The following is a 24,140-nucleotide window of genomic DNA, read 5'->3' as shown; positions in this document are numbered from 1 at the left end:
ATCAGAAAGCTCCAAGCATCATGGCCAATGGCACCAGCAGGCCCGTTGCTGTTAGCACGGAACAGGCCACCCGCCCGGCAGCATCCTGCGGCCAGAAATGATGCGTAATGTCCCGCGCAGGCACAGCCCGCGTAACCGCCGCCAAAATGCCCGCAACCGTAAGCAGCGCCAACGGCCATGACCAATCACTCATCATGGAAAGCAGAAGCAGACACCCCACAAACGGCGCACCCGGTGGAAAGCAGGCCAAGGTGTTAACAGCCCAACCACGGCCCGCACGCCCGCCGCCTGCAAGGCACCAACCGCATAAAAACAACAAAGCTGCGACATCGGCCTGAATACCAACAGCTATCAACGCCAATGCGGATGGAAAGGTGCGGAACAACCTTTGCCTGTCTGGAAAGCGCCCGGCACAAGCTGTAAGCCACACAGAAAGCTGGCCACATAACACAAGAGCCGTTTCAAATGCCTCGCCCCCATGCGTGCGCAAACGCATAGCCAGCAGCAAGGCGGCCCCAGCAAATGGCAGAAACAGAAAGGTGTCGTTTTCATCCTGCCAGAACTGCCCAAACGGAGAAAGGCCAGTTAACACCACCAAACCACAGGCCATCAGCAAGCCGGAAACAACGGTATTGGCTGGCAGCAACAGGCCAGAAAGCACCAAAAACGTGCCAACCGAGCCATTGCGGATAAGCCCCCACCCCATTCTGGCCTGCCCAGCCGGGCGCGTAAAAACAAATACACCCCATGCCAAAGCAGCTTCCAGAATACCCAAGTCCACAGCGGGGTCTGGCGCAACGCAGGCAAGCCCCGCCAAGGCGGTGGAAACATGCGGCAGGCTGCGCACCAGCCTGTCATGCAGGATGCCGTTTTCAAGCACCATCAGCAGCAGGCCAAAAGCCAGCATCACACGCCCAGCACGCTGCACGGGGTCATCATCCCACCCGGCAGCCACAGCGCCCGATGCGGGGAAAACAAAAACAGCCAGCGCCAGCACACAGCCTATGGCGGACATCCATATTGCCAACTCACGGCTACGTGCTACAGGCACCGCGCATACGGCTGCTGCCCCCAAAAAGGGCCATACAAACGCCAGTGCTGCCAGAAACATGCCGGCCCCTGCTGTGCCTGTCATGCTGCATCTCCGTTCTTTTCTGGAGAGTCGGGAGAAGATTTTTTACGCGCAGATGGCGGGCGCAATGGCACCACACGCGGCATAATGCGATGGATGCACATACCGCCCAGCACAGCCACAACGGCACCGGCCAAGCCAGCCACACCCACCACAGAGGGCTGATACGCCTGCACGCCACACAACAACACGCCCTCAACGCATGTAAGCAACCCAGCCCACTGCCATACCATGCTGTGCCGGCAGATAACCGAAACCAGACCAGCCACAACCACGCATAAACTGGCAGGAAACACCGCAACACCTGCGCGCGTGCAAGCCAGAAGCAGCAATACCATCAGCCCCAGTGCAAAAAACGGAATGGCACTTCCCGTACGCTCCCGCGCGGCATCATGCTGATAGCGCAGCAGAAACAGCACCGGCCCTATGGCAAACACTACGGCCATAGCCGCCCCGGCCTGCTGCAAAGGGGTATGCCCATCCACCAACATGGCAGCAGCAGCAACCAGGCCCAACAAAGGCAAAAACCCGATACCCCGCGCCACAACGCACAGCGCCAGCAAGGGCATGAGAATGGCGGCCAGTGTCATGAAGGTTCTCCTTCTGGCGCTGGCTCTGTGGAATAGCCTTGGGTGTTTTCATCCTCAACGTTGTGGTTTTCCGGCTCAGCAGACGGAGCAGCAACGTGAGAGGAAGTAACCTGCCATGCCAGAACGCCCAGCAGAAAAATGGCGCCCAGCCGCACCCGTGCCCGGCGGCCCGCAGGCAGCAAAGCCATACGCAGCACCGCCAGCATGAAGGATGCCACAAGCAGTTTGAACATCCACAGGCCCATGCCTTCCACACATTGGGTCAGCCAGTTTTCAGCCCCGCTTTCTCCCGGCATGGCCAAGCTGCCTGCCCATGCCACATCTGCTGCCAGCGTAACCCAACACATCTGCATACAATCTGCGGCCAAAAGCCACATGGCTCTATCCGGGCCAGAAAGTGTGGCAGAGGCTGTTTGCTCATCCCGCCGTGCAAGGGCTGTTGCCAGAAATAGCGCCACACCTGCCAAAACGTAAGGCGCACCTTCTGTAATGGGAGAAAGCACATGCAACCTGCCCAAAAATGCAACCAGATCATGTGCTCCGGTTAATAACAGCACGGGCGTTAACACAGGCAACAACAACGCATCTGCCACAATGGCTGCGCACCCTTGTTGTGCAGCAGAGGCCTCCTGCACGGCCTGAGGCAGATCTAGTAAAACACCTACGGCCACCAAAATGGTGCATACAAGCAGCATACCCGGTGCGGGAAAGCCCGGCATTGTGAGTGTAAATACCGGCACCAACCCACAAGCCAACACCGCCAGCACCAACGCCAAGGCACAAAAAATGCCGTTCAGCCCATCTTGCCGCCCATATAATGACGGACGGCGGAATTGATGCCAGATTTCCTGCCACCTTCCCCCTGCGGGAAAGCGCGGTTCACCTACCAATCTGCCTGCAAGACGATGCACCCACCCCGCAAACCACGGCGCCACCAGCACCATAAGGGCAGCCTGAATAGCCAGAGCAGCAACGCAGCCAAACGCCCAGCCCCATGTCAAATCCTGCTTCATTTTCCTACAAACAGCCCCACCAGCAGGCCGCCCCCCAAAAGCAGCAGAATCAGCACAAGGTCCTGTGTTTCACACCATTCGGCCCCCCGAAACAACCAGCGCCTGCCATAACGCAAAGCAACACGGCCACGGCGGGCCAGCCTTCTGTCCTTTCGGGTTTCTGGTGCAAGCCCAAACAGCGCCATGCAGGCAGGCCATAAAGGAGCCGCGCCCTCGTAAGAAACTGTGCGCCCTTCTGCTGGCTGTATCACCGGTGCCCCTTGGCGCCACACTGGCACGGGTTTGATAACACGCCCAAAAGGCAGAAAACCCAGTAGCCGCACCAGCATGGCAGCAGCAGCCAAGGCCGCACCTAATGCCAAAAAGGTAAAGACAGGCGTAAAACTGGCCCCTCCGCCTTCCAACCAAATTGTGGCAATGCGGCTCCACTTTAGCGGTGGCACAACAGGCCCCACCACCAGATGGTCTGCCAGCGAAAGCCATACCCCCGGCAACAGCACAAGCAACATGGCCGCCCCGGCACATATCCAGCTTGGCCACACAAACTCGGCTGCCACGGGGGCCCGATGCGGCTGAAAAACAGTGGAAGGAAACAGCAGGGCCGCACCTGCCCGCAGCAACCCGGCCCCCATAAGCACCATAATGCTGCCCAGCAGCGTAAGCAGCAGCATGATAGTTAACGCGCCAATAGGTTGCGCCACGGCAATGGCATCATACGCGCCAACAAGCAGGCTCCATAAAACGGCAAACCCGCCAAATGGTGGCATAATGGAAAACAGCATTAACAAGCCCGCAACCAGCACATGCCCGGAAAGAGAGGCAATGCGGCGCTTTGGTTCTGCCTGCTGCCATTGGGCCAGCCATAGCAAACCAATAAGAGCCAGCATGGGCGCGCCCATACCCAGAATAATGGCCATACGGAATGTTTCCATACCGCCAAAACTGGAAACAAGAGCCAGCGCAACGGCCACCACCAGTATGCCATACCATGCTGCACATAGGCCTGATGCAATACGTGCCAGATCTTTATCCCGCATAGCCTGCAAAGTGCCTGTTGCCGCCACCAAACAGCCGCTCGCCACCAGTATGACTTGCGGCAGCACGGAAAGCTCACCCACTTCTGCCAAAAGACGACCCAGCAGAAACAGCCCAACCATACCGGGCAGCACAGCCGTAGGCCCCTTTTGCACAGAAACAGCCCACCCCATCAGCAGCACTGTCAGGCACAAAAGCGGTACACAAAAGGGGCTATCAGCGGGAATACAGGCTGGCAGCACGGCAAATGGCAGGCACACACTGCGCCACCCACCTGCGGCAAGAAGCACCAAAGCCGTGCCCGTAAGCAACCCAAAAACAAGCGGAGAAAGAGCCAGAAAACCCACGCCCACAAACACACACGCCAGCGCCGCTGCGCCACTACCTGCTACACCACCAGCAAACGCCAGCAAAACAAGCATAGGCAAGGCCGGGCCATCCAGCCCAAAAACCGGAAACCAGCTAAGTTCGCCCTCCAGCTTGCACGCAGCCCCTACAATGGCCAACACGCCAGAGAGCGCCCACAGGCCACCCATAATTTCTGCCCGCCAAACCGCAGCGCCGCGCAGAAGCCTGTCTGGCAGCACTGCAAAAACGCCCAGCGCAGCAAATATCGCCAGCAAACTGCAAAGAACAAAGGAGGTGAAAATGGAACCCGGCCCCAACCTGCTATGAAATCCGGCGGATAACACCATGACAGCCGGTTAATGACAATCTATTCAGCGCCGCGAAATGCGTGAAACGTATTTTCTGTCCTGTATAGCCTTTGCAGTGCTCCTTACAGGCAACAAGGAACGGGAGAGCCAGCGCTGCCGCAGCTTTACTGGCAGAGAAAGCGCTGAATACTCATCCCGCACCGCTTCCACCAGTATCAGGCTACCTGCGCCGGGGCATAGCACCTTGCCTGCAATATCCATTTTTCGCCCGTTATGGCGCATCCAGCGCATGGCACCTGTGGGCAGAAAAAGAGCTTCATCCCACTGTTCTGGCTTGAGCATGGCGGCTGCCAGCATGTGTTTGAGACATCGGCGAGAAAAAGCCGCATCGTGCCGGAACGGCGTGCTCCGTAATCGTGCCCGACCACCAAAACGGCTGGGCACAATTAACAACAGCCTGCCATCGGGCTTCATGACCTGCCCGGCAGCCCGCAAAATAGACACGGATTTTTTGCGATCATTCAGTGCATGCACCATCAGCACACGGTCAAACTGTTCGGGCTGAAACGGCAGGCTGTGCATATCCACCACACAACTTCGGCCAAGGGTGGATGCTGCACCCCATTGCGGCGCATTGGCCGCAACCAAACAGGCTGGCGTATTTCTGCCGCTCTCCAGCTTTTCCAGATACGCAGCGGCATGCCCCAAACCCAGCACAGCATGCTGCTGCCCCAGATCTGGCCAGAACCAGCGCAGGCGTTCACCAACCAGAGCCAGAAAACACTGGCCTCTTGCTGTTGTGTAAAAACTGCTTTCCGGCGGCATGACATCGAGCATTCTGCATGTCTATCATACGGTTTGTGACGCCGTCATGATTTGCCTTCCCTATTCCCAAACTTTCACAGCAGGAGTTTTCCCCATGCCTTTGGATGTTCAGGCCATTCCCGTTCTATCCGACAATTACGCGTGGTTTCTGCGTGATACGGAAACAGGCACAACCGCAGTGATAGACCCCGGAGAAGCCGCACCCGTTGCCAACTTTATTGAAAAGGAAGGCGGGCGGCTGGATCTGATCTTGCTCACGCACCATCATCATGACCACATTGGCGGCGCAGAAGCGCTGCGCCAACGTTATCATGCCCACATGGTTGGCCCCGCTGCCGAACAACAGCGTATGCCGCCGCTGGATATTGCACTGCATGACCAAGATAGCATTGCCGTAGGTGCATGCACCGGCACCGTTATTGCTGTTCCGGGGCATACGCTGGGGCATATTTGCTATGACTTCCCCAACCCGCCTTCCCTATTTTGTGGGGATACGCTGTTTAGCCTTGGATGTGGACGGCTGTTTGAAGACACTGCCGAGCAGATGTTTGAAAGCCTGCATAAGCTGGATGCCCTACCGGATACAACGCGCGTTTATTGTGGGCACGAATATACGTTGGGCAACAGCGCCTTTGCCTTGCATGCAGAGCCACATAATGCCGCCCTAAAGGAACGTGTGGCAGAAGTGCGCCGCCTGCGGGCTGAAAACAAACCTACCGTGCCTTCTACATTGGGGATGGAACGCGCCACGAACCCCTTTTTACGCGCCCCAAACGTGCAAGCTTTTGCACAACTGCGCCGCGAAAAAGATACGTTCTAAGCCCTTCAGTTTGCAGATGCATGTCCGGTTTGTGCTCCGGCTTCTTGCGCTGCATGGCGCGCCGCCTGAAAAACAGGTTGCAAGGCAGAAACAGGAAGTGTTCCCAACTGCATGGTGCCGTTGCGCAACATCAACGGCATTTGCAGGTTACCCGGCTGTTCCCGCGTAATACGTGCCAGCATGGTAGCCATGCCCGAGGCCTCCTGCGCAGAGAGTGTGCCTTCACGCCGCAAGTTTTCTAAAAAAGGCTGCCAGTTTGCAACGCTTAGCCAGAAATCACCCGTAGGGCGTAAAAGCTCTCCTCCGCGCACCTGCCCTGTCATGTTCAAGTTCAGATCACGCCAACGGGCTGTAAAACGTTGCACCAACACATCGGGCCATGCAGCGGCACCATTAGATGGAAAAACACTTTCTCTCACATTTGTTGCAGGCCCAGGAATAGCAACAGCGGCTTGCACATGCTCCAACGCCGTCTGCCAATCTGTTATGCCCCAACGCTGGGCCTTAACAAAAATGGCGGCAGTGCTTTGTTCCTGCGTAGCCTGCATGTTCCAAAAGGCTTTGCCGCGCACATTTTGCAGCACCATATCGCCCATCTGACTGGCACCAGCAGGAAACAGTACATGCAGAAAAGAAACCTGGAAAACGGCATGGCCTGCCGCCTTTCTGCTTAACGGAAGATCAAGTTCTATGGGGTCTCCCTCCATACGCAGCATAACGGGAGCATCTTCCCCTTCCTGCTCATCATGGAGTGTTTCCATTACCATCGGGCTAATCAGCCGCACATGTATGGAAAAGGGCCGCCAGAAAGCGGTATCTGCCGTAACGCGGGCTGCAGCGTAAATGATCTGAAAAGCAGAAGAGCGCGCCGCTAATAATGGCGTGCATACCATGCGCGTATTTTGCGTATCCAACTGCGCATACCACGGCCATCCATTCACCGCGCGGGATGTGTAATGCGCTTGGCACCCAGATGGCATGTTATCTGCCTGCTTTTGCAGATACTGCGCACTTGCCCACCAATAGCCACTTAAAACCAAAAAGCAGCCGCCAGCCCCCACAGCAAAACTAAGAAAAGCTTTTTTCATTCACACCCTTTTCCTGAACATTCATGGCGGTTTTCTACAGAGTCCCGCCTTTTATCCACAGGCAAGGGTGCTTCGCCCTTATTCTGTCATATTCAAAACAGTTTGTAGGGGAAAACCTGATGCTGCTTTTTGTGCGCAAACACCCGCTTAAAAAAAAGCTCTTAATATGAAAGACAAAAACGCGAGATCTCTGCCATTCACAAAAAATTTACAAAGTATTCGTTTTGCATTTTACAGATATTTACAGAAAAACAGCCCCGATTACTGATGTGCCCATGCATTTGGTCAAGATAAATTCCACAAAGTTATCCACATGCTTTTGGGGTTTTATCCCCTGCCATCAAGCTATCGGCTGAAATGTTTTTTCTTGTTCGCGCCACCCTGTTTCAATATCCGCCAGCAAGGCCGCACGCTTGGCTGGGCCTACGGCTGGGCCAATGGCAATGTGCAAAACGCCAGAGCGTTTGAAAAACGCATTGCGCCCCCAGAACAGGCCAGAATTGGTAGCAACCGGAATAACCGGCAGTTTGGCGTGGTTGGCCATGGCGGCAATGCCCGGTTTAAGTGCTACGTGCTCACCCGGTGCCGTGCGTGTGCCCTCAGGAAAAATAATAATCTGCCGGTCTGCCTTCAGGGCTTTGTCTGTTTCCTGCAACAACATGCGCATAGCCTTGGCCCCTGCTGCACGCTCAATAGGCATCATACCGGTTAAAACCAGCATGGGGCCAAGCAGTGGAATACGCCGCAATTCACCCTTCATAACATAACACGGCCGGGGCAGCAGCAGCATCCATACCAGCGTATCAAAAGCGGATTGATGTTGGGATGCAATAAGTGCCGGACCATTGGCAGGCAGATGCTCCAGCCCCGTAATTTCTACCTTTACACCGCAGATGCTGCGAAACAGCGCCAAAACCAGCCGAGACCACAATTTTGCATAAGGCAGCGCCAGCCTGTGCGCAAACCAGCGAATGGGAAAAGCCCCAAAACCCATAAGCAGCGTAAGCAGAAAAGCCAGAACGTTAAATAGAACAGAACGAAGCACAGACATTCAAAAAACCCGGCGTAGCCTCAAAGATCATTCAGGATATGTTGCATCTGGACACCAGAAAAAAAGCCCATATGCAAGCGGCAAGCATACAGGTGCTGCATCTGCCATGCCTGTTTCGGCTGGCATCCACCTGCCCCACGCTGTATAGAAAAGCCCGATCTGCACAGGAAGACAGGATAATATGAGCGATTACAAGGTTAAGGATCTCTCTCTCGCTGAGTGGGGCCGCAAGGAAATTTCCATTGCCGAAGGCGAAATGCCCGGCCTGATGGCCCTGCGCGAGGAATACGGCCAGAGCAAGCCGCTGAAAGGCGCACGCATTGCCGGCTGCCTGCACATGACCATCCAGACCGCCGTGCTGATTGAAACGCTGGTGGCCCTTGGAGCCACGGTGCGTTGGTCATCTTGCAACATCTTCTCTACGCAGGACCACGCTGCGGCTGCCATTGCTGCTGCGGGCATTCCCGTATTTGCATGGAAAGGCCTGTCGGAAGAAGAATTCTGGTGGTGCATTGAACAGACAGTGAAGGGCCCCGATGGCTGGACCCCGAACATGATTCTGGATGACGGCGGTGATCTGACCGTGCTGATGCACGACAAATACCCCGAACTGCTGGCCAACGTGAAAGGCCTTTCTGAAGAAACCACAACAGGTGTACACCGCCTGTGGGAAATGCAGAAAAAAGGCACGCTGAAAGTTCCGGCCATTAACGTGAACGACAGCGTTACCAAATCCAAGTTCGATAACCTGTATGGCTGCCGTGAAAGCCTGGTGGACGCTATCCGCCGTGGCACAGACGTGATGATGGCTGGCAAGGTTGCCGTTGTTGCCGGTTATGGTGATGTGGGCAAAGGTTCCGCTGCTTCCTTGCGCAATGCAGGCTGCCGCGTTCTGGTTACGGAAGTAGACCCCATTTGCGCCCTTCAGGCCGCCATGGAAGGCTACGAAGTGGTAACGATGGAAGAAGGTGCCCTCCGTGGTGACATCTTTGTAACCGCCACCGGCAACGTGGACGTGATTACGCTTGACCACATGCGCGCCATGAAAAACCGCGCCATTGTGTGCAACATCGGGCACTTTGATTCTGAAATCCAGATCAACGCGCTGCGTAACTTCACGTGGGACAACATCAAGCCACAGGTGGACGAAGTTGTGTTCCCCGATGGCAAGCGCCTGATTGTTCTGTCCGAAGGTCGTTTGGTGAACCTTGGCAACGCCACGGGCCACCCCTCCTTTGTGATGTCCGCTTCCTTCACCAACCAGACACTGGCCCAGATTGAACTGTGGACAGCGCCGGAAGGTAAATACGAAGCCAAGGTGTACACCCTGCCCAAAAAGCTGGATGAAAAGGTTGCTGCCCTGCATCTGGCCAAGGTTGGCGCACATCTGAGCAAGCTGAACAAAGAGCAGGCTGAATATATTGGCGTGCACGTTAACGGCCCGTTCAAGCACCACGATTACCGCTACTGATTTTTTAAATCGGTGCACAAAAGGGGTATGGGCTGCCAGTTGGCCCATACCCCTTTTTTTATGTTCTGCCTGCTTTGCCTGTGTGGTATAGGCTGCCTTTTTCCGGCCATGTCTTGTAAAAAAACTTAATATTCAGAAAGCATTAAGCGCTCTATGCAACAAGCAATGCTGCTGTATGCTTAGGGGTATTGCATGGCTTGCCTTTAAGCATTCTGCTTCTTGTATTGTAAAAGTCATGCTGGCTCTTGCGAAAGGATTTCTGAACATGAGCATTTTTGGCTCCATTCTCTCCGCCATTTTCCATCATGCCAAGGCTGCCACGCCAGACACCACATCCCCTGCCAACGCTGGTGCACAGCCTTCTGCTGCTGCCGCTGCGGCTCCGGGTTCCATTCCGCCTGCTGGCTCACCGGTAAATGTTGATGCCGTGCTGGCCGATATGGCTGCAAAAAATGGCCAGAACCTGAACTGGCAGGAATCCATTGTGGATCTGCTGAAGCTTCTGGGCCTCGACAGCTCCTTGGACGCCCGCAAGAAACTGGCAGGCGAACTGGGCTATACGGGTGACACGAACGATAGCGCCACCATGAACGTATGGCTGATTAAAGAAGTCCGCCAGAAATTGGCCGAAAACGGCGGCAAAGTGCCTGCTGGCCTGTAATATCTGGTAAGAAAAACCAGTTTTACCGGTTGAAACAAAAAGGCGTGCTGCTTACGGGTGGCACACCTTTTTGTTGAGGCATCAGGCAGGCACAGGCGGCGTTTGCGGTTTTATAGCCCCCCAAACAGTTACACCCTGTCCGCCCTAATTTTACCCTCGCGCAGCTAATTTGGATGGGCCTGCATTTTCTTTAAGTGCTGCGGTTTTATCTGAATCTGGACGATAATCAGCCGAATCCACCACCACTACGGCTACGCCTGAAATAGCTGTGGGCTTTCTATCTGGCCGTAACAGGGCTTTAAAGCGCATATCTACGGCGGCCCATTGCTCATATTCCGCATCTATCAAGCCGTGCTTATCTATAAACACGTTTAACGATGCCGGAATACGGATGCATCCTTCAGATGCCGTGTGGCCTAGCCGTTGCTCCAGATAAACGGGATCTGTTGCGTGCATTTCCAACCGAATCTGACCTTTTTCCCGGCTGGGTAGCCAACCTTTTTCGGCCCATTGCCAGCCAAAATCCCACACCCGCATGCCTTTGATACCGTTGCCGCGGATCCCATTTTCATTTTTGGTGCCAAGCGCACGGTAACCAAGCCGATCTGCCGTGTTGGTAAACACTCCGGTGGGCGTAATGTAATAATACTTGCGCCCCGTAGTGCCTGTAGAAACCTTGGTGCTGCCAATAACCTGCCAGTCTGGATCATTCGGCAGGGTCAGAATCAGGCACAGGCGCTGCACCGAAGGGTTACGATCCACCACCACCAGCACCTGAGGCCGGTCAATAACATACCCGGCCTGCTCCAACTGCTGGCGGGCCAGTGCGATCCATGCGGTTTTACGTGCAGTTGAAACTTTAAGGGCTACGGGCACTTCGTGCCGGAAATCCCGCGTAAGGCTATCGGCTTCCTTACGGGCTTCCTCATTATCCACCACAGGCATGGGGGGAAGCTGCGCGGCTTCCTCGGGTGGTGGTGCGTAAGGCACATGGCCATCCGGCGCTTCCTGCGTAGGAGCCTGTGTTTGCGCGCCATCACCCTGTATGGATGATTTTTCTGGGCGGGATTCTTCGGTTTGAGAGGCTGCATCTGGCGCAGGCGTTTGGGCCGCAGCAAGCCCACCCGGTGCCAAAAGCAGGCTACCAGCCATTGCCCATACAGTTGGATGCCTTGGCACGAACATGCCACCTCTCTCCCATCTTCTGAATAGGAGAGAGTATGGCACCACTTTCAGCTAGAAGGAAACTTTCAGATGTTGATCGCGCGGTTGTCAGCTCCCAGCGCGGCTTCCTTCACGGCTTCACTCAGGGTTGGATGTGCGTGGCACACGCGACCGATATCTTCGGCAGAGGCCCCAAATTCAATGGCCATTGTGGCTTCAGCAATCAGTTCGCCAGCACATGGGCCAATAATGTGCACACCCAGAACGCGGTCTGTCTGCTTATCTGCCAGCACCTTTACAAAGCCATCCGTCATGCCCAAAGCGCGGGCACGACCATTGGCCATGAAGGGGAACTTGCCGATTTTGTAAGCCACGCCCTTGTCTTTAAGCTGTTCTTCCGTAAAGCCAACAGAAGCAACTTCCGGCCATGTGTAAATTACACCCGGAATAGCATCGTAATTCACGTGCCCAGCCTGACCAGCCAGCAGTTCTGCCAAGGCTACGCCTTCTTCTTCTGCCTTATGGGCCAGCATGGGGCCTGCAATTACATCGCCAATGGCGTAAATGCCCGGCACGCTGGTGGTGTAATGTGCATCCACCTCAACACGGCCACGCTTATCCAGCGCAATACCAGCTTCTTCCAGCCCCATGTTCTTGCTGGCAGCCGTGCGGCCCACAGCAACCAGAACCACATCGGCCTCAAGCGTTTCGGCAGTGCCACCGGCTGAAGGTTCAACCGTCAGCACCACGCCTTTTTTGGTTTTTTCGGCTTTGGTGACCTTATGGCCCAGCTTCATCTTGAAGCCCTGCTTCACCAATAGCTTCTGGAACTGCGAGGCCACCTCGTTATCCGTGCCCGGCACCAGACGATCAAGGAATTCAACAACAGTTACATCGGCACCCAGACGGCCCCATACGCTACCAAGTTCCAGACCGATAACACCGCCACCAATCACCACAAGGCGCTTGGGCACTTCAGAAAGTTCCAACGCACCGGTGGAGGTGACAATAACTTTTTCATCTATCTCAATGCCAGGCAGGTTGGCACTATTGCTGCCGCTGGCAATAACAATGTGCTTAGCGGTTACCGGCTTGCCATCCACGCTCAGGCGGCCTGTGCCTTCCACCTTGCCGTGGCCTTTCAGCCAGGTGATGCCGTTCTTCTTGAACAGATATTCAACGCCCTTCACGTTGGCGCCCACAATATCTGCCTTACGGGCCTGCATACGGGCCAGATCCAGCTTTACGCTATCAATCACCACACCATGAGCGGCAAAATCATGCCCGGCTGCATGATAGTTTTCGGAAGACTGAAGCAATGCCTTGGAAGGAATACAACCCACGTTCAAGCAGGTGCCACCAAGTGTTGCACGCTGTTCCACACACGCCACTTTAAAGCCAAGCTGTGCAGCACGAATGGCGCACACATACCCACCGGGGCCTGCACCAATAACTACAACATCATAATCTGTTTCTGCCGGAGCCTGCGCTGCTGGTGCTGCGGCTGGTTTGGCATCTTCTGCCTTGGCAGCAGGTGCAGTAGCTTTTGCGGCGAGCGCAGAACCTGCGGCACCGGCTTCCAGCGTAGCCAGCACAGCGCCAACTTCTACTTCATCACCTTCTTTTACGGCATGATTTTCAAGCCGACCAGATGCCGGAGCAGGCACTTCCACACTTACTTTATCTGTTTCCAGCTCAACAACTGGTTCATCCACTTTTACAGCTTCACCCGGCTGTTTCAGCCACTTCCCCACCGTGGCGGTCGTAACGCTTTCTCCAAGTGTGGGAACTTTAATTTCAATCGGCATGGGTCTCGTCTCGCTCACGTAGTGATATGCAGAAAAATTGGCCGAAGAGGTGCACATTCACCCCTTCGGCAACCGCGCTATCAGACTTCAATCAGAAGGCGGCGCGGGTCTTCCACGTTCTGCTTCACCCGCACAAGGAAGCTGACGGCTTCCTTGCCATCTACAATGCGGTGATCATAAGAAAGGGCAATATACATCATCGGGCGGATCACCACCTGCCCGTTCACGGCCACCGGGCGTTCCTGAATGGAGTGCATGCCCAGAATGCCAGACTGCGGTGCGTTCAGGATGGGGGTGGACAGCAAAGAGCCGTAAATACCGCCATTGGTGATGGAGAAGGTGCCGCCAGAAAGCTGATCCAGCTTCAACGTACCTTCACGTGCAGCCTTGCCAAAACCTGCAATGGTTTTTTCAATTTGGGCATAGCCCATTTTGTCGGCATCACGGATAACCGGCACCACCAGCCCGTTTGGCCCACCCACGGCAATGCCGAGGTTTACGAAATCACGGTAGATAACATCATCACCGTCAATTTCTGCGTTAATAGCCGGGAACTCTTTCAGGGCTGCCACAACAGCGCGAGAGAAGATGGACATATAGCCCAGCTTGACACCGTGCTTTTTAACAAACGAGTCCTGATATTCGGCACGCAGCGCCATAGCGCCGGACATGTCGATTTCATTAAACGTTGTCAGCATGGCCGCCGTGTTCTGTGCTTCCTTCAGGCGGCGGGCAATGGTGCGGCGCAGGCGCGTCATCTTCACGCGTTCTTCACGCGGGTCATCATTGCGCGGCGGCTTGGGGGCTGCGGCTGGTGTTGCGGCCTGTGGGTTAGCCAAAAAGCCCAGTACATCACCCTTGGTAATACGGCCACCAAGGCCAGTGCCTGCAAGCTGCTGTGCGCTCAGGTCGTTTTCTGCCATCATCTTGCGGGCTGCTGGCAGAGCGGCACCGGCATCCACTGCCGGAGCAGGTGCTGCGGCCTTAGGTGCTGGCGCGGCTGCTTTTGCCGGAGCGGCAGCAGCTACGGGTTCTGCTTTCTTTTCCGGGGCTGCGGCTTTGGCGGCTGGTGCTGCACCGGCCTTACCAGGTTCCAGAGTGGTCAGCAGTGCGCCCACTTCCACTTCCTGATCTTCCTTGGCAGCCTGCGGGCCCAGAACACCAGCCTGCGGCGCAGAAACTTCCACGCTCACCTTATCGGTTTCCAGCTCAACAATCGGTTCATCTGCCTGCACTGCTTCGCCCGGCTGCTTCAGCCATTTGGCCACGGTTGCTGTGGTTACGCTTTCACCCAGTGTCGGCACCTTGATCTCGACAGACATCCTGTTCCCCATCTTCTTTTAAATCCCCGGTGCCACTTTGAACTTTTGGCAGTGGCACCGGGGGGGCGCCCGTATTTGCGGGCCGTTTTCTTCAATTCAGCCTAATCCGGTTCAGCCAGACTTTTTCAGCCCCAATGCGCGTTCAACCAAGTCCGCCTGCTCTGCCGCATGAATACGGGCAAGGCCGGTGGCCGGGCTGGCTGCTGCGGCACGGCCCACATATTGCGGGCGGCCTGCCTTATGGCCTGCGGCAACAAGAGCTGCTTCAATCCGCCTGTCTGCAAAATGCCATGCACCGCCGTTTTCCGTTTCTTCCTGACACCAGACAATGTCTGCTTCAGGATAGCGCTTAAGTTCGGCGGCTAGGGCTGCTTCCGGGAAGGGGTAGAGTTGTTCCAGACGCAGGATGGCAACATCCTTAATGCCTTTTTCCCGGCGTTCGGCCAGCAGATCGTAATAGACCTTGCCAGAGCAGATCACCACGCGGCGCACCTTGTTATCGGCACCCAGATCATCAATTTCGCCAATCACGGGTTTGAAGCGTGTGCCCGGACCAAAATCTGCCAGAGCGGAAACCGCAAGTTTATGCCGCAGCAGAGACTTCGGCTCCATCAGGATCATCGGCTTGCGGTAATCCAGCTTGAGCTGGCGGCGCAGGGCATGGAAGTAGTTTGCTGGCGTGGTGATGTTGCAAACAAACATGTTATTTTCAGCACAAAGCTGAAGATAACGTTCCAGACGGGCAGAAGAATGTTCCGGCCCCTGCCCTTCGTAACCATGCGGCAGCAGCATGACCAAACCGGACATACGCAGCCACTTGGTTTCACCCGAAGCAATGAACTGATCGATAATTACCTGAGCACAGTTGGCAAAATCACCAAACTGGGCTTCCCACAGCACCAGCGTTTGCGGGTTGCGCACGGAATATCCGTATTCAAACCCAACCACACCGTATTCTGAAAGAAGCGAGTTCCAGATTTCGATTTTTGCCTGCTTGTCCTGAATATGGTTCAGCGGCGTAAAGGGTGTCTGGTTTTCCTGATCCGTCCAAACGGCATGACGCTGGCTGAACGTGCCGCGCTGGCAATCCTCACCAGAAAGACGCACGCGGTGGCCATCCAGCAACAGGGAGCCAAAGCCCAGAGCCTCACCGGTTGCCCAGTCAAACCCTTCACCCGAGCTGAACATATTTGCCTTGGCCTTAAGCTGGCGGGCAATTTTGGAATTCAGGTTGAAGCCTTCTGGCACTTTTGTAATGGCTTCGCCAATCTTGCGCAGCGCATCCAGTGCAACACCTGTTTCAGGGAAGGCGCGTTCCGGATCATGACCAGCAGCCACCAAGCCTTTCCAGCCACCTTCCAGCCAGTCTGCCTTGTTCACCTTGTAAGACTGGGCAGCCTTGTAATCATCATCCAGTTTGGCATGGAAGGCATCCCACTGGGCCTTCACTTCGTCATCCGTCACAACGCCTGCTTTTACAAGGCGTTTTGCATAAAGCGTGTGCGGGGTATCATGCGCGGCAATGGCTTTGTACATGACCGGCTGAGTGAAGACTGGCTCATCCGTTTCGTTATGCCCGTGGCGACGATAGCAGACGATATCCAGCACAATGTCACTTGCAAAAGCCTGACGGTAATCTGCTGCAAGGCGAGAAACGTAAATTACCGCCTCGGCATCATCACCATTCACATGCAGCACGGGGGCTTCAATGGATTTTGCAACATCGGTGCCGTAAACGCCCGAATGCCCACATTCCGGATTGGTGGTAAAGCCAATCTGGTTGTTCACCACCATATGGATGGTGCCACCCGTGCGGTATCCCGGCAGTTGGGACATGGCAAAGGTTTCGTAAACAATGCCTTGTCCGGCAAATGCAGCATCACCGTGGATAATAACGCCAAGGCTGGAAAGACGTTTTTCCGTATCGCCCGCATCATCCTGAATGGCGCGCACCTTACCGCACACAACCGGATCAACCGCTTCCAGATGTGAAGGGTTGGGCTGGAGCGAAATATGCACTGCCTTGCCTGCCACATCTACATCTGTGGAGGAACCAAGGTGGTATTTAACATCGCCCGAACCTTCAACGTTATCTGGTTTGAAGGAACCACCGGCAAATTCGTTAAAGATAGCCACGTAAGGCTTGCGCACCACGTTAACCAGCGTGTTCAAGCGGCCACGATGCGCCATACCGATGGCAACCGATGTCACCCCCTGGCTGGCACAGGAATCAATAATGGCGTGCAGGGATGGAATGGAGATTTCGCCCCCTTCCAGACCAAAACGCTTGGCGCCCACGTAACGCTTCTGGCAGAATGCCTCAAAACCTTCGGCTTCGGTCAGGTTAGCTAGGATAACTTTCTGCTCTTCCACCGTTACGTGGGCGCGCCAGTTATCGCCTTCCAAGCGTTTGCGCAGCCATTCGCGCTGTTCGTGGTTACGGGCATACATGTATTCCGCGCCAATGCTTTCGCAATACACAGAACGGAGTGCTGCAATAACCTCGGAAACCTTGGCCGTGTTCTTGCCCTTGAGCAGCGGATCAAGCAGCGAGCCAATAAACACTTCGCGGTTCAGGTCTTTTTCACCAAAACCGTATGTGGCGGGGTCCAGTTCCTCGGTTTTATGAGGTTCCTTCAGGCCCAGCGGATCAAGCGAGGCTTCCAGATGGCCGTATTCACGATACGCACGGATCAGCCGGGCAATGGCCAGGCTATCCTGCGCGGCCAACCCACCAGCCGGGCCACCTTTCCCCTTCGGAGCAGGTGCGGGTTCATCCCCCGTGATAATGGAAGGGCGTGGCGCCCAAGAGGCCCCAACGGCATCCTTCAGCACTGCGGCTTCATCATCGCCCAGTGAGCTGAACAGAATATCGAAGGACGGATCCGCACTTTTGGGATCTTTTGCCCACTGGGCATACAGATCCGCAAGGTAAGCGATATTGGCACCGTTAAGAGCGGTTGCCAGTACGTCCGAAACCGCCATCTCACATTCCTCCTTGCCACGGGGCACATGCGCGCCGTTGGCCAGATATTGTGTCGTTCTCCACCGTAAACCGGACCATTTTTTCTTCACTCCGCCCCATAGCGCGGAGCGTCCCCTGTGTCCTTTTTGCCGGAAAGCCATCCCGCTTTCGGCTTGTTCTGTATCAAAGAGCTAGACCGCGTATGTGGCGGGAACAAGGGCGTGGGATGTCACGCTCTAGAGAGGCTGTGGGCCTGTTGCGCAGCCTGCGCCCCATGCTCCAGCCAGCTTTCACTTCCCATCTCAGCGAGACGTGATGCTGTGCGTGCAAACGCATCGGCGCCATCCCCATCTGTAAACAGTTGGTCGGGCTGGGCATCAGCCGAGGCAAACAGCAGATTTCCGTTGTCGTACAAGGCATCTATAAGCGTGATGAAGCGCCGGGCAAGGTTGGCATCATCCTGCCCCATGCACGGAATGTTATCGACAACAACCACCGGAAAGCGCTTTGCCAGCGCCAGATAATCATTCGGCCCGCGCGGCTTGCCACACAAAGAGTTGAAATCAAACCGGCACACCGGGCCTGCTGCCTGATCCACCTCGAACACGCGCCCGCTGAACTTTAAGTCCACTGGGGCGGCCTTTTCATCCCCTGCATAGCGGGCAAAAATTCTATCCAACCTGCTTTTAGCCTGAGAATCCGCTGGTACAAGCCATGTTTCACGGTCCTGCTCCCGCCCGCGGCGGTAATCACGCTGCGAATCCAGCTCAATCGTATCCAGTTCGCGCTGGATAACGGCAATAAATGGTTTAAACGCATCGGCCCCCGGGCGGTTCTGGAACAACTGCGAAGGCTCTGTGTTGGAAGTGGCAACAATCACCACCCCATTGGCAAACAGGGCCTCAAACAGCCGACCCAGAATCATGGCATCGGCAATGTCGTTCACCTGAAACTCATCAAAGCACAGAAGCTGCGCCTTACTGGCAATGGTTTTGGCCAAAGGTGGAATGGGGTCTGCCATATTGGGGTTGGCAGCTTTAAGATCATGCACATCACGGTGCACATCCTGCATAAAGCGCAAAAAGTGGATACGTGCTTTTTTCTGCACAGGTGCGCAGGCGTAAAACAGATCCATCACCATGGTTTTGCCGCGCCCCACACGGCCCACAATATACAACCCACGCGGGCGCGCCGGGCGAGAGGCCGAGGTATCTGCCTGCGGGCGCAACCTGCGGGCCAAACCAGCCAGCAGGCCTTTGGCCTTGCCTTCCATCCCTTGTGCTGGCACTGGCGCGGCCAAGGCTGGCATGGTTGCAAGCTCCTGCCACAAGGTGTTCAGCCGCGTTATAACGCGCAGCTGGTCTGGATCACTCTTCAGTTCCCCTGCGGCAATACGCTGCTGGTAAACTGCCAATGGCCCCAGCCGTGTTGCGACCGATGCCCCGTTCATGTCTGTCTGTGTCATAACCCTGCCCGATAACGGCTCCACCGCACATTCCGCAAGCGTACAAGCCTCTCCTAACCGTGTCGTGACAAAAAGCGCCACATCTGATGCAGTTGTGATCGGTTTAGACCACATAATTGAGAGAGGCGATCATGACAGACTGGAATGCTTACCGCGCAAACATGGCACAGAATGTCAAAACGCTGGCGTCCCTTACACCCAATACTCTTAAAGGACTGCAAACGCTGGAAACACCCCTGCCAGAAAAAAAGCATCTGGATGACAAAACGCGCGAACTGATTGCGCTGGCCGTGGCTGTTACCACCCGGTGCGATGGCTGCATTGCCGTGCATTCTGCCGCTGCCAAAAAAGCCGGTGCCAGCAAGGAAGAAATTGCAGAAGCCCTTGGCGTGGCCGTGGCGCTGAATGCCGGGGCAGCACTTGTGTATTCCAGCCGCGTGATGGAAGCGTTTGAAGATACGCCTGAATAAGCATCCTTTCACTTATTCAGAAGGTGCCAGTGGCAGAACAGGCATACCGTGGCCACCGGACTTTAACACCCACGGGCGTTGCCCGCGCCATGCACGATCTGTTCTGACCACATTTCTGCTTTTATGCAAAAACACGGCTTCCGCCCCGTTTTCCCACGCTGAAAACCGATCCAGCCTTATGGGCACATTCAGGCAGGAAGCACGTAAGGGTGCTACGCTGATAACCACATCCGCCCCCGTGCAGATATCGGCAGACAATGGCACACGTCCATCTGAGGCATCCTGCCTGCGCACCACCACACCTTGCCCGTGCAGCAAAGCCACGCAAGTATCTGGCGTATCTTCTGCCCCGCATGTCAGCGCGCCATCGGGCGTTTCCCCCTCTGGCGGGAACATTTCGTTTCCCCCTCTGGCGGGAACATTTCTATGGGCTGGGCAAAATATTGCCCCCATACCTGCATAACAGGCCGCACTGCGCGGGATTGGCCTATGACATAGACCTTACCGGAATTTCTTCTGTGATGGGGTGGACGGCTCCCAACGGCATCGCGATGTGCCAAGGTGAAGTCGTTGCAGAATTCACAGAGGAGGCCACCCATGGAACAAATTATCCGTATTGGCATGGACACGTCAAAAAGTGTTTTCCAATTGCACGGTGTAAACGCGAAGGAGCAGCCTGTTTTGCGCAGGAAGCTATCCCGCCGGGAGATGGTAAAGTTTTTTGAGAAACTGCCCCCGATTGAAATCGCGATTGAGGCCTGTGGCGCCTCCCATTACTGGGGGCGGGTGCTCTCGTGTCTGGGACACACAGTGAAGCTGATCGCGCCGCAGCTCGTGAAGCCTTATGTCAAGCGCGGGAAAAACGATGCCGCCGACGCGGAAGCCCTCTGTGAAGCGATGAGTCGGCCTACAATGCGGTTCGTCCCGCTCAAGAGCGAGGAAGAGCAGGCAGCGTTGATGCTGATTGGAATGCGGGCACGACTTATCCGGAACCGCACACAGCTCGCCAATACGATCCGGGGATATGCTGCCGAGTTTGGGATCACGGCGCCCAAAGGCATGTGCCGGATTGAGGCACTCCTTGATCGGATCGCTGCGGACGAAAGCCTGCCCACATTGACGCGCGAGTTGTTTGCCCTTCACGCAAAGGAATATGCTGAATTGCAAGGTGAAATCGAACAGCTTGAGGGCAAGGTGATGGCATGGCACCGCGCCAACGAATGCAGTCAGCGTCTTGCGAAAATTCCGGGCGTTGGCCCGATCGGCGCAGCGCTGCTGATGATGAAAACGCCTGATCCGCATCTGTTCAAATCGGGTCGAGCCTTTGCGGCCTGGATCGGATTGACGCCCAGGGATCACTCAACCGGTGGAAAAACAAGGCTTGGCAGAATCACACGCGCTGGCGATGAGGTCTTGCGAAGCACGCTGGTGGTTGGCGCGACCGCAGTCGTGTCGCATGCCCGGCGGACCAATGGGAAGAATGCCTCATCTTGGTTACGTGAATTGCTGGAGCGCAAAAAACCGAAACTCGCAGCGGTGGCCCTTGCCAATAAGATTGCGCGGATTGCCTGGAAACTGATGGTCAGCGGCGAACACTATAAGCGCCTTCTGCAGCAACCCGGCGCAGCTGCTGTTTGAGCTTAGCCTGGCACGATGCGCTGACATTTGACGCTCTCGTGCCGAGCTGAGGTCGTGGCTTGCAAGTAATAGAGCAGATGGTGTGATCGATCGATCCATGGCGTGAGAAAACCCGTGGCAACCAGTGGTCATCAAAGACCGCTTCTGTGTTTGGGGCTCACGCTGCGGAAGCCATCTTGGCCAGCGACCCTATGGCCGCATCAACAGGCCGGACATATGGAAGCAAAGATCCGATCATTTTCTTGCCTAGCCCCTTGCAAGGGGGAGCCGTCCACATAAGGGGGAGCCGTCCACATATGGTTGCCGTCCGTTATGCAAGAGTTTTCTGACCCATATTGACGTGTGATCGTGTGCGGTCTTCTGTAAGGCCTGTTGATGTGGCCTTTCAGAAGCCACTGGCCAGTATGGTGATCAGCGGATCAGATCCAAATCTCACAGGCGTGCTTTAAAGCACAGAGAAATCCACTGGTTTTTCCGATCCGGATCAGACGATCATGCGCCCATTCAGGTCATCGCCCTCTCACACCCCTACCGGTTCCATCCGCGGGAGCCGAGCCATCGCTCAGGCTGCCACGGACAGGGCCGGATCCCGATAATCCTCCTGTTTTGTTGCCATGGCCCAGATGGCTCGTGCCATCCTGTTGGCCAGCGCAATGGCTACCAGCATACGGGGCTTGCGGGCCAGCATCCGTGCCAGCCAGCTTCCCGGTGCAGGGGCCTTACGGCTGGCCCAGTTCACCTGGGTCATGGCGCCCATGATGAGAAGCCTGCGGATATCAGCCTGCCCGGCTTTTGATATCTTCCCCAGCCTTTCCTTTCCGCCAGATGAGAACTGACGGGGCACCAGCCCCAGCCACGCAGCAAAGTCGCGCCCGCGCCGGAAGCTCTGCAGGTCAGGCGCAAAAGCTTCAATCGCAAGAGCGGTCAGAGGACCCACTCCAGGCATGCTCTGCAATCTGCAGGTGTTTTCACTTTCCTGGGCAAGCATCCTGATCTTCTTTGTTCTGACATCAATCCGCACACTCTGCTCCGAAATCTGTCGCAGCGGATCAAGGCATTCCTGCTTCACAGCCTCTGGCAGAACCGCCTCATCCAGCATGGCTTCAATGTGTCTGATATGCGCAATCCCCTGTGGCACGACGAGACCGAATTCATACAGAACGGCACGCAGGGCATTCACCAGTTCCGTGCGCTGGTGCACCAGACGCTGCCGGGCCCGGAAAAGAACGCCACGCGCCTGCTGCGCTTCAGTGCGTGGTTCGACAAAGCGCATTTCCGGCTGACGGGCCGCAATGACAATCGCTTCCGCATCAGCAGCATCGTTCTTCTGGCGCTTCACGAAAGGCTTCACATACTGCGGAGCGATCAGTCTGACCTCGTGACCAGCTCCTGCCAGTTCGCGAGCCCAGTAATGCGCGCTCCCGCACGCTTCAAGAACGACCAGAGCAGGCGGCTGCGTGGCCATGAACTGCATAAACTGCTGACGACGCAGCTTTTTGCGAAACATCACCTCGCCCGCACGCGAAGCTCCATGAACCTGGAAAATGTTCTTTGCCAGATCAACGCCTATCACTGTATCCTTCATCTGCCGTCCTTTCGCGCAGTCGTTTCTTCCAACGACCATTCTGGCACATTGCGATGCCGTGCGGGGAGGACGGCAACCACCCCATCTCACACCCACTAGGCCGCCATCCGGGCTGATCACCACATCGGGTTGTGCCACAAGCCACGGGCTTGCCATGCCCAGCACCAAACCAGCGCACCCAACCCAACGCCAGCGCTGCCGCCATAAACATATCCAGCACAGCCCCAGCATAACGGCCAACACCCCCCACCCCGGCATGTGTGGCACAGCCATACGTGCAGCAGGCCAGTGCGCCACTATATGCGCCAGCCATATAACGGGACGGACACCTGCACCCATCAGCCACAAAAACGGGGTATCCATATGCAGGGGCATGAAGCCCACGGCCAGCAGGCCAAACGGCATAATCCACACAGCCATCAGCGGCACGGCCACCATGTTGGCCACCACAAAAAACGGCTGGATAACGCCAAAATGCGCCATAGCCACCGGCAAGGTGGCGCAGCCTGCCAGCACACTGGTTAATGCCAAAACAGCACTGTGCCATGCCAGCCAGTGCCCAAACCCCGGTTTACTGGCCCGCCAACGCGTAAGTTTTGGCTGCAACACCTCATACCCAGCCACCAGCGCCATAACCGCCGCCATGGACATCTGAAACGCAACCCCCACAACCACCTGCGGCATACACAGCACCAACACACAGGCCGCCACTGCCAAGCCGCGCATGGAAACAACGCGCCGCCCCGCTGCAATACCCAGCACTGCCACTGCGGCCATTAACAGGCTGCGTTGGGCAGGCAGATGTGCCCCTGTCAGCAACACGTAAACCAGCCCCACACCCCACGCGCATAAAGCGGCCAAGGCCTTACAGGGCCAACGCAAGGCTGTGTATTCCGTGGTGGCCAAAAGCAGGCGGCTTGCTGCCATAACAAGGCCCATCACAATACCCAGATGCAGCCCAGCAACGGCCAGAAGATGCGCTAAGCCGGAGGCCGCAAAATCTTCACGCACCTGTTTTTCCACAGTTTCGGAAGCCCCCACCAGCACGGTAGCCGCCACGCCACCTTCCGGGCCGGGTAAAACGGTGTGAATGCGCGCATTTATACGTTCACGCAGGCTTTCAAACCACAGTTGCAGTTTATAACCCTGCCCTGTTTGCGCTATTGTGACACGCTGCACATGCCCCAAGGCACGGCCACTTCCGGCCTGATTGGCAAACCATGCCTCAAACTGTCTGTCTCGCGCGCCGGGAAGTGCTGGAAATGGTGGCGGCTGCAAAAGAACCTTTACGCGCAACTGATCCCCCACCCGTAGCTCTGCTGAATCATTTGGTTGGAGATACACAGAAAGCACGCGCCGTAAGGGCGGCATGCCATCATCC

The 24,140-nt window shown here is 56.0% G+C and carries 19 protein-coding genes and 1 pseudogene; 5 read left to right on the top strand and 15 right to left on the bottom strand.

Going from position 1 to position 24,140, the window contains the following annotated elements; all coding sequences use genetic code 11:
* Position 1 precedes the first annotated feature (1 nt).
* Genes A4S02_RS01935 through A4S02_RS01915 form a run of 5 tightly spaced genes read right to left on the bottom strand, consistent with a single transcriptional unit; the run spans position 2 to position 5,263 of the window.
* Positions 2-1,135 (bottom strand): hypothetical protein, encoded by a 1,134-nt coding sequence (locus tag A4S02_RS01935; RefSeq protein WP_070322781.1) that lies wholly within the window; start codon positions 1,133-1,135, stop codon positions 2-4.
* A complete protein-coding gene (locus A4S02_RS01930) occupies positions 1,132-1,722 on the bottom strand; it encodes a hypothetical protein (protein ID WP_019089688.1) in 591 nt (196 codons plus the stop codon). The genes A4S02_RS01935 and A4S02_RS01930 overlap by 4 nt, the downstream gene beginning before the upstream one ends.
* Complete coding sequence (locus A4S02_RS01925; protein WP_019089689.1) at positions 1,719-2,735, bottom strand: hypothetical protein; 1,017 nt, start codon at positions 2,733-2,735, stop codon at positions 1,719-1,721. Before A4S02_RS01925 ends, A4S02_RS01930 begins: the two co-directional genes overlap by 4 nt.
* Entirely contained in the window at positions 2,732-4,465 is a 1,734-nt protein-coding gene (locus tag A4S02_RS01920) for a hypothetical protein (protein ID WP_070322780.1), read from the bottom strand. The genes A4S02_RS01925 and A4S02_RS01920 overlap by 4 nt, the downstream gene beginning before the upstream one ends.
* 24 nt (positions 4,466-4,489) lie before the next feature.
* Positions 4,490-5,263, bottom strand: coding sequence for a methyltransferase domain-containing protein (locus A4S02_RS01915; protein ID WP_026019438.1), 774 nt, complete (start codon positions 5,261-5,263; stop codon positions 4,490-4,492).
* 82 nt (positions 5,264-5,345) lie between these two features.
* Here A4S02_RS01915 and gloB point away from each other — a divergent pair, with 82 nt between their 5' ends.
* On the top strand, positions 5,346-6,071 hold the full coding sequence (gloB, locus tag A4S02_RS01910) for a hydroxyacylglutathione hydrolase (RefSeq protein ID WP_070322779.1): 726 nt from the start codon (positions 5,346-5,348) through the stop codon (positions 6,069-6,071).
* 5 nt (positions 6,072-6,076) lie between these two features.
* Here gloB and A4S02_RS01905 read toward each other — a convergent pair whose 3' ends face one another.
* Together A4S02_RS01905 and A4S02_RS01900 are read right to left on the bottom strand one after the other, a co-directional pair.
* On the bottom strand, positions 6,077-7,159 hold the full coding sequence (locus A4S02_RS01905; protein ID WP_070322778.1) for a DUF2125 domain-containing protein: 1,083 nt from the start codon (positions 7,157-7,159) through the stop codon (positions 6,077-6,079).
* 340 nt (positions 7,160-7,499) lie between these two features.
* Positions 7,500-8,210 (bottom strand): lysophospholipid acyltransferase family protein, encoded by a 711-nt coding sequence (locus tag A4S02_RS01900; protein WP_019089694.1) that lies wholly within the window; start codon positions 8,208-8,210, stop codon positions 7,500-7,502.
* Between the two features lie 181 nt (positions 8,211-8,391).
* Between A4S02_RS01900 and ahcY the strand changes: the two genes are divergently transcribed.
* Together ahcY and A4S02_RS01890 are read left to right on the top strand one after the other, a co-directional pair.
* Entirely contained in the window at positions 8,392-9,681 is a 1,290-nt protein-coding gene (gene ahcY, locus A4S02_RS01895; protein ID WP_070322777.1) for an adenosylhomocysteinase, read from the top strand.
* A gap of 175 nt (positions 9,682-9,856) precedes the next feature.
* Positions 9,857-10,342 (top strand): DUF3597 domain-containing protein, encoded by a 486-nt coding sequence (locus A4S02_RS01890; protein ID WP_019089696.1) that lies wholly within the window; start codon positions 9,857-9,859, stop codon positions 10,340-10,342.
* Between the two features lie 150 nt (positions 10,343-10,492).
* Here the strand turns inward: A4S02_RS01890 and A4S02_RS01885 are convergent, their stop codons facing one another.
* From A4S02_RS01885 to zapE, 5 genes are all read right to left on the bottom strand, one after another.
* Positions 10,493-11,527, bottom strand: coding sequence for a L,D-transpeptidase (locus A4S02_RS01885; RefSeq protein ID WP_070322776.1), 1,035 nt, complete (start codon positions 11,525-11,527; stop codon positions 10,493-10,495).
* Between the two features lie 65 nt (positions 11,528-11,592).
* Positions 11,593-13,314, bottom strand: a complete 1,722-nt coding sequence (gene lpdA, locus A4S02_RS01880) for a dihydrolipoyl dehydrogenase (protein WP_070322775.1) — start codon at positions 13,312-13,314, stop codon at positions 11,593-11,595.
* 80 nt (positions 13,315-13,394) lie between these two features.
* Positions 13,395-14,636: a 2-oxoglutarate dehydrogenase complex dihydrolipoyllysine-residue succinyltransferase gene (gene odhB / locus A4S02_RS01875; RefSeq protein ID WP_070322774.1), complete on the bottom strand. Its 1,242-nt coding sequence runs from the start codon at positions 14,634-14,636 to the stop codon at positions 13,395-13,397.
* A gap of 111 nt (positions 14,637-14,747) precedes the next feature.
* Entirely contained in the window at positions 14,748-17,621 is a 2,874-nt protein-coding gene (locus tag A4S02_RS01870) for a 2-oxoglutarate dehydrogenase E1 component (RefSeq protein ID WP_070322773.1), read from the bottom strand.
* A gap of 209 nt (positions 17,622-17,830) precedes the next feature.
* A complete protein-coding gene (gene zapE / locus A4S02_RS01865; RefSeq protein WP_082246725.1) occupies positions 17,831-19,180 on the bottom strand; it encodes a cell division protein ZapE in 1,350 nt (449 codons plus the stop codon).
* A 17-nt stretch (positions 19,181-19,197) separates the two neighbouring features.
* Here zapE and A4S02_RS01860 point away from each other — a divergent pair, with 17 nt between their 5' ends.
* Positions 19,198-19,536, top strand: a complete 339-nt coding sequence (locus A4S02_RS01860; RefSeq protein ID WP_003628378.1) for a carboxymuconolactone decarboxylase family protein — start codon at positions 19,198-19,200, stop codon at positions 19,534-19,536.
* Between the two features lie 12 nt (positions 19,537-19,548).
* On the opposite strand, the gene A4S02_RS01855 is transcribed toward A4S02_RS01860, so the two are convergent.
* Positions 19,549-19,932 (bottom strand): hypothetical protein, encoded by a 384-nt coding sequence (locus tag A4S02_RS01855; protein ID WP_070322771.1) that lies wholly within the window; start codon positions 19,930-19,932, stop codon positions 19,549-19,551.
* Between the two features lie 201 nt (positions 19,933-20,133).
* On the opposite strand from A4S02_RS01855, the gene A4S02_RS01850 reads away from it, so the two are divergent.
* Positions 20,134-21,174 carry an IS110 family RNA-guided transposase gene (locus A4S02_RS01850; RefSeq protein ID WP_012813095.1) on the top strand — a complete coding sequence of 347 codons (1,041 nt, stop codon included), beginning with the start codon at positions 20,134-20,136 and terminating at the stop codon, positions 21,172-21,174.
* A 562-nt stretch (positions 21,175-21,736) separates the two neighbouring features.
* On the opposite strand, the gene A4S02_RS15780 is transcribed toward A4S02_RS01850, so the two are convergent.
* Both A4S02_RS15780 and A4S02_RS15830 read right to left on the bottom strand, forming a co-directional pair.
* Positions 21,737-22,759 carry an IS110 family RNA-guided transposase gene (locus A4S02_RS15780; RefSeq protein WP_070323524.1) on the bottom strand — a complete coding sequence of 341 codons (1,023 nt, stop codon included), beginning with the start codon at positions 22,757-22,759 and terminating at the stop codon, positions 21,737-21,739.
* Positions 22,760-23,008: 249 nt separating this feature from the next.
* Positions 23,009-24,130: pseudogene (locus A4S02_RS15830) on the bottom strand (ComEC/Rec2 family competence protein); the annotation flags it as partial.
* Positions 24,131-24,140 lie beyond the last annotated feature (10 nt).

This window comes from Acetobacter ascendens, from assembly GCF_001766235.1.
GTDB lineage: Bacteria > Pseudomonadota > Alphaproteobacteria > Acetobacterales > Acetobacteraceae > Acetobacter > Acetobacter ascendens.
Note: the sequence above shows the minus strand (reverse complement) of the source record. Positions and strands in the feature narration are given on the sequence as shown.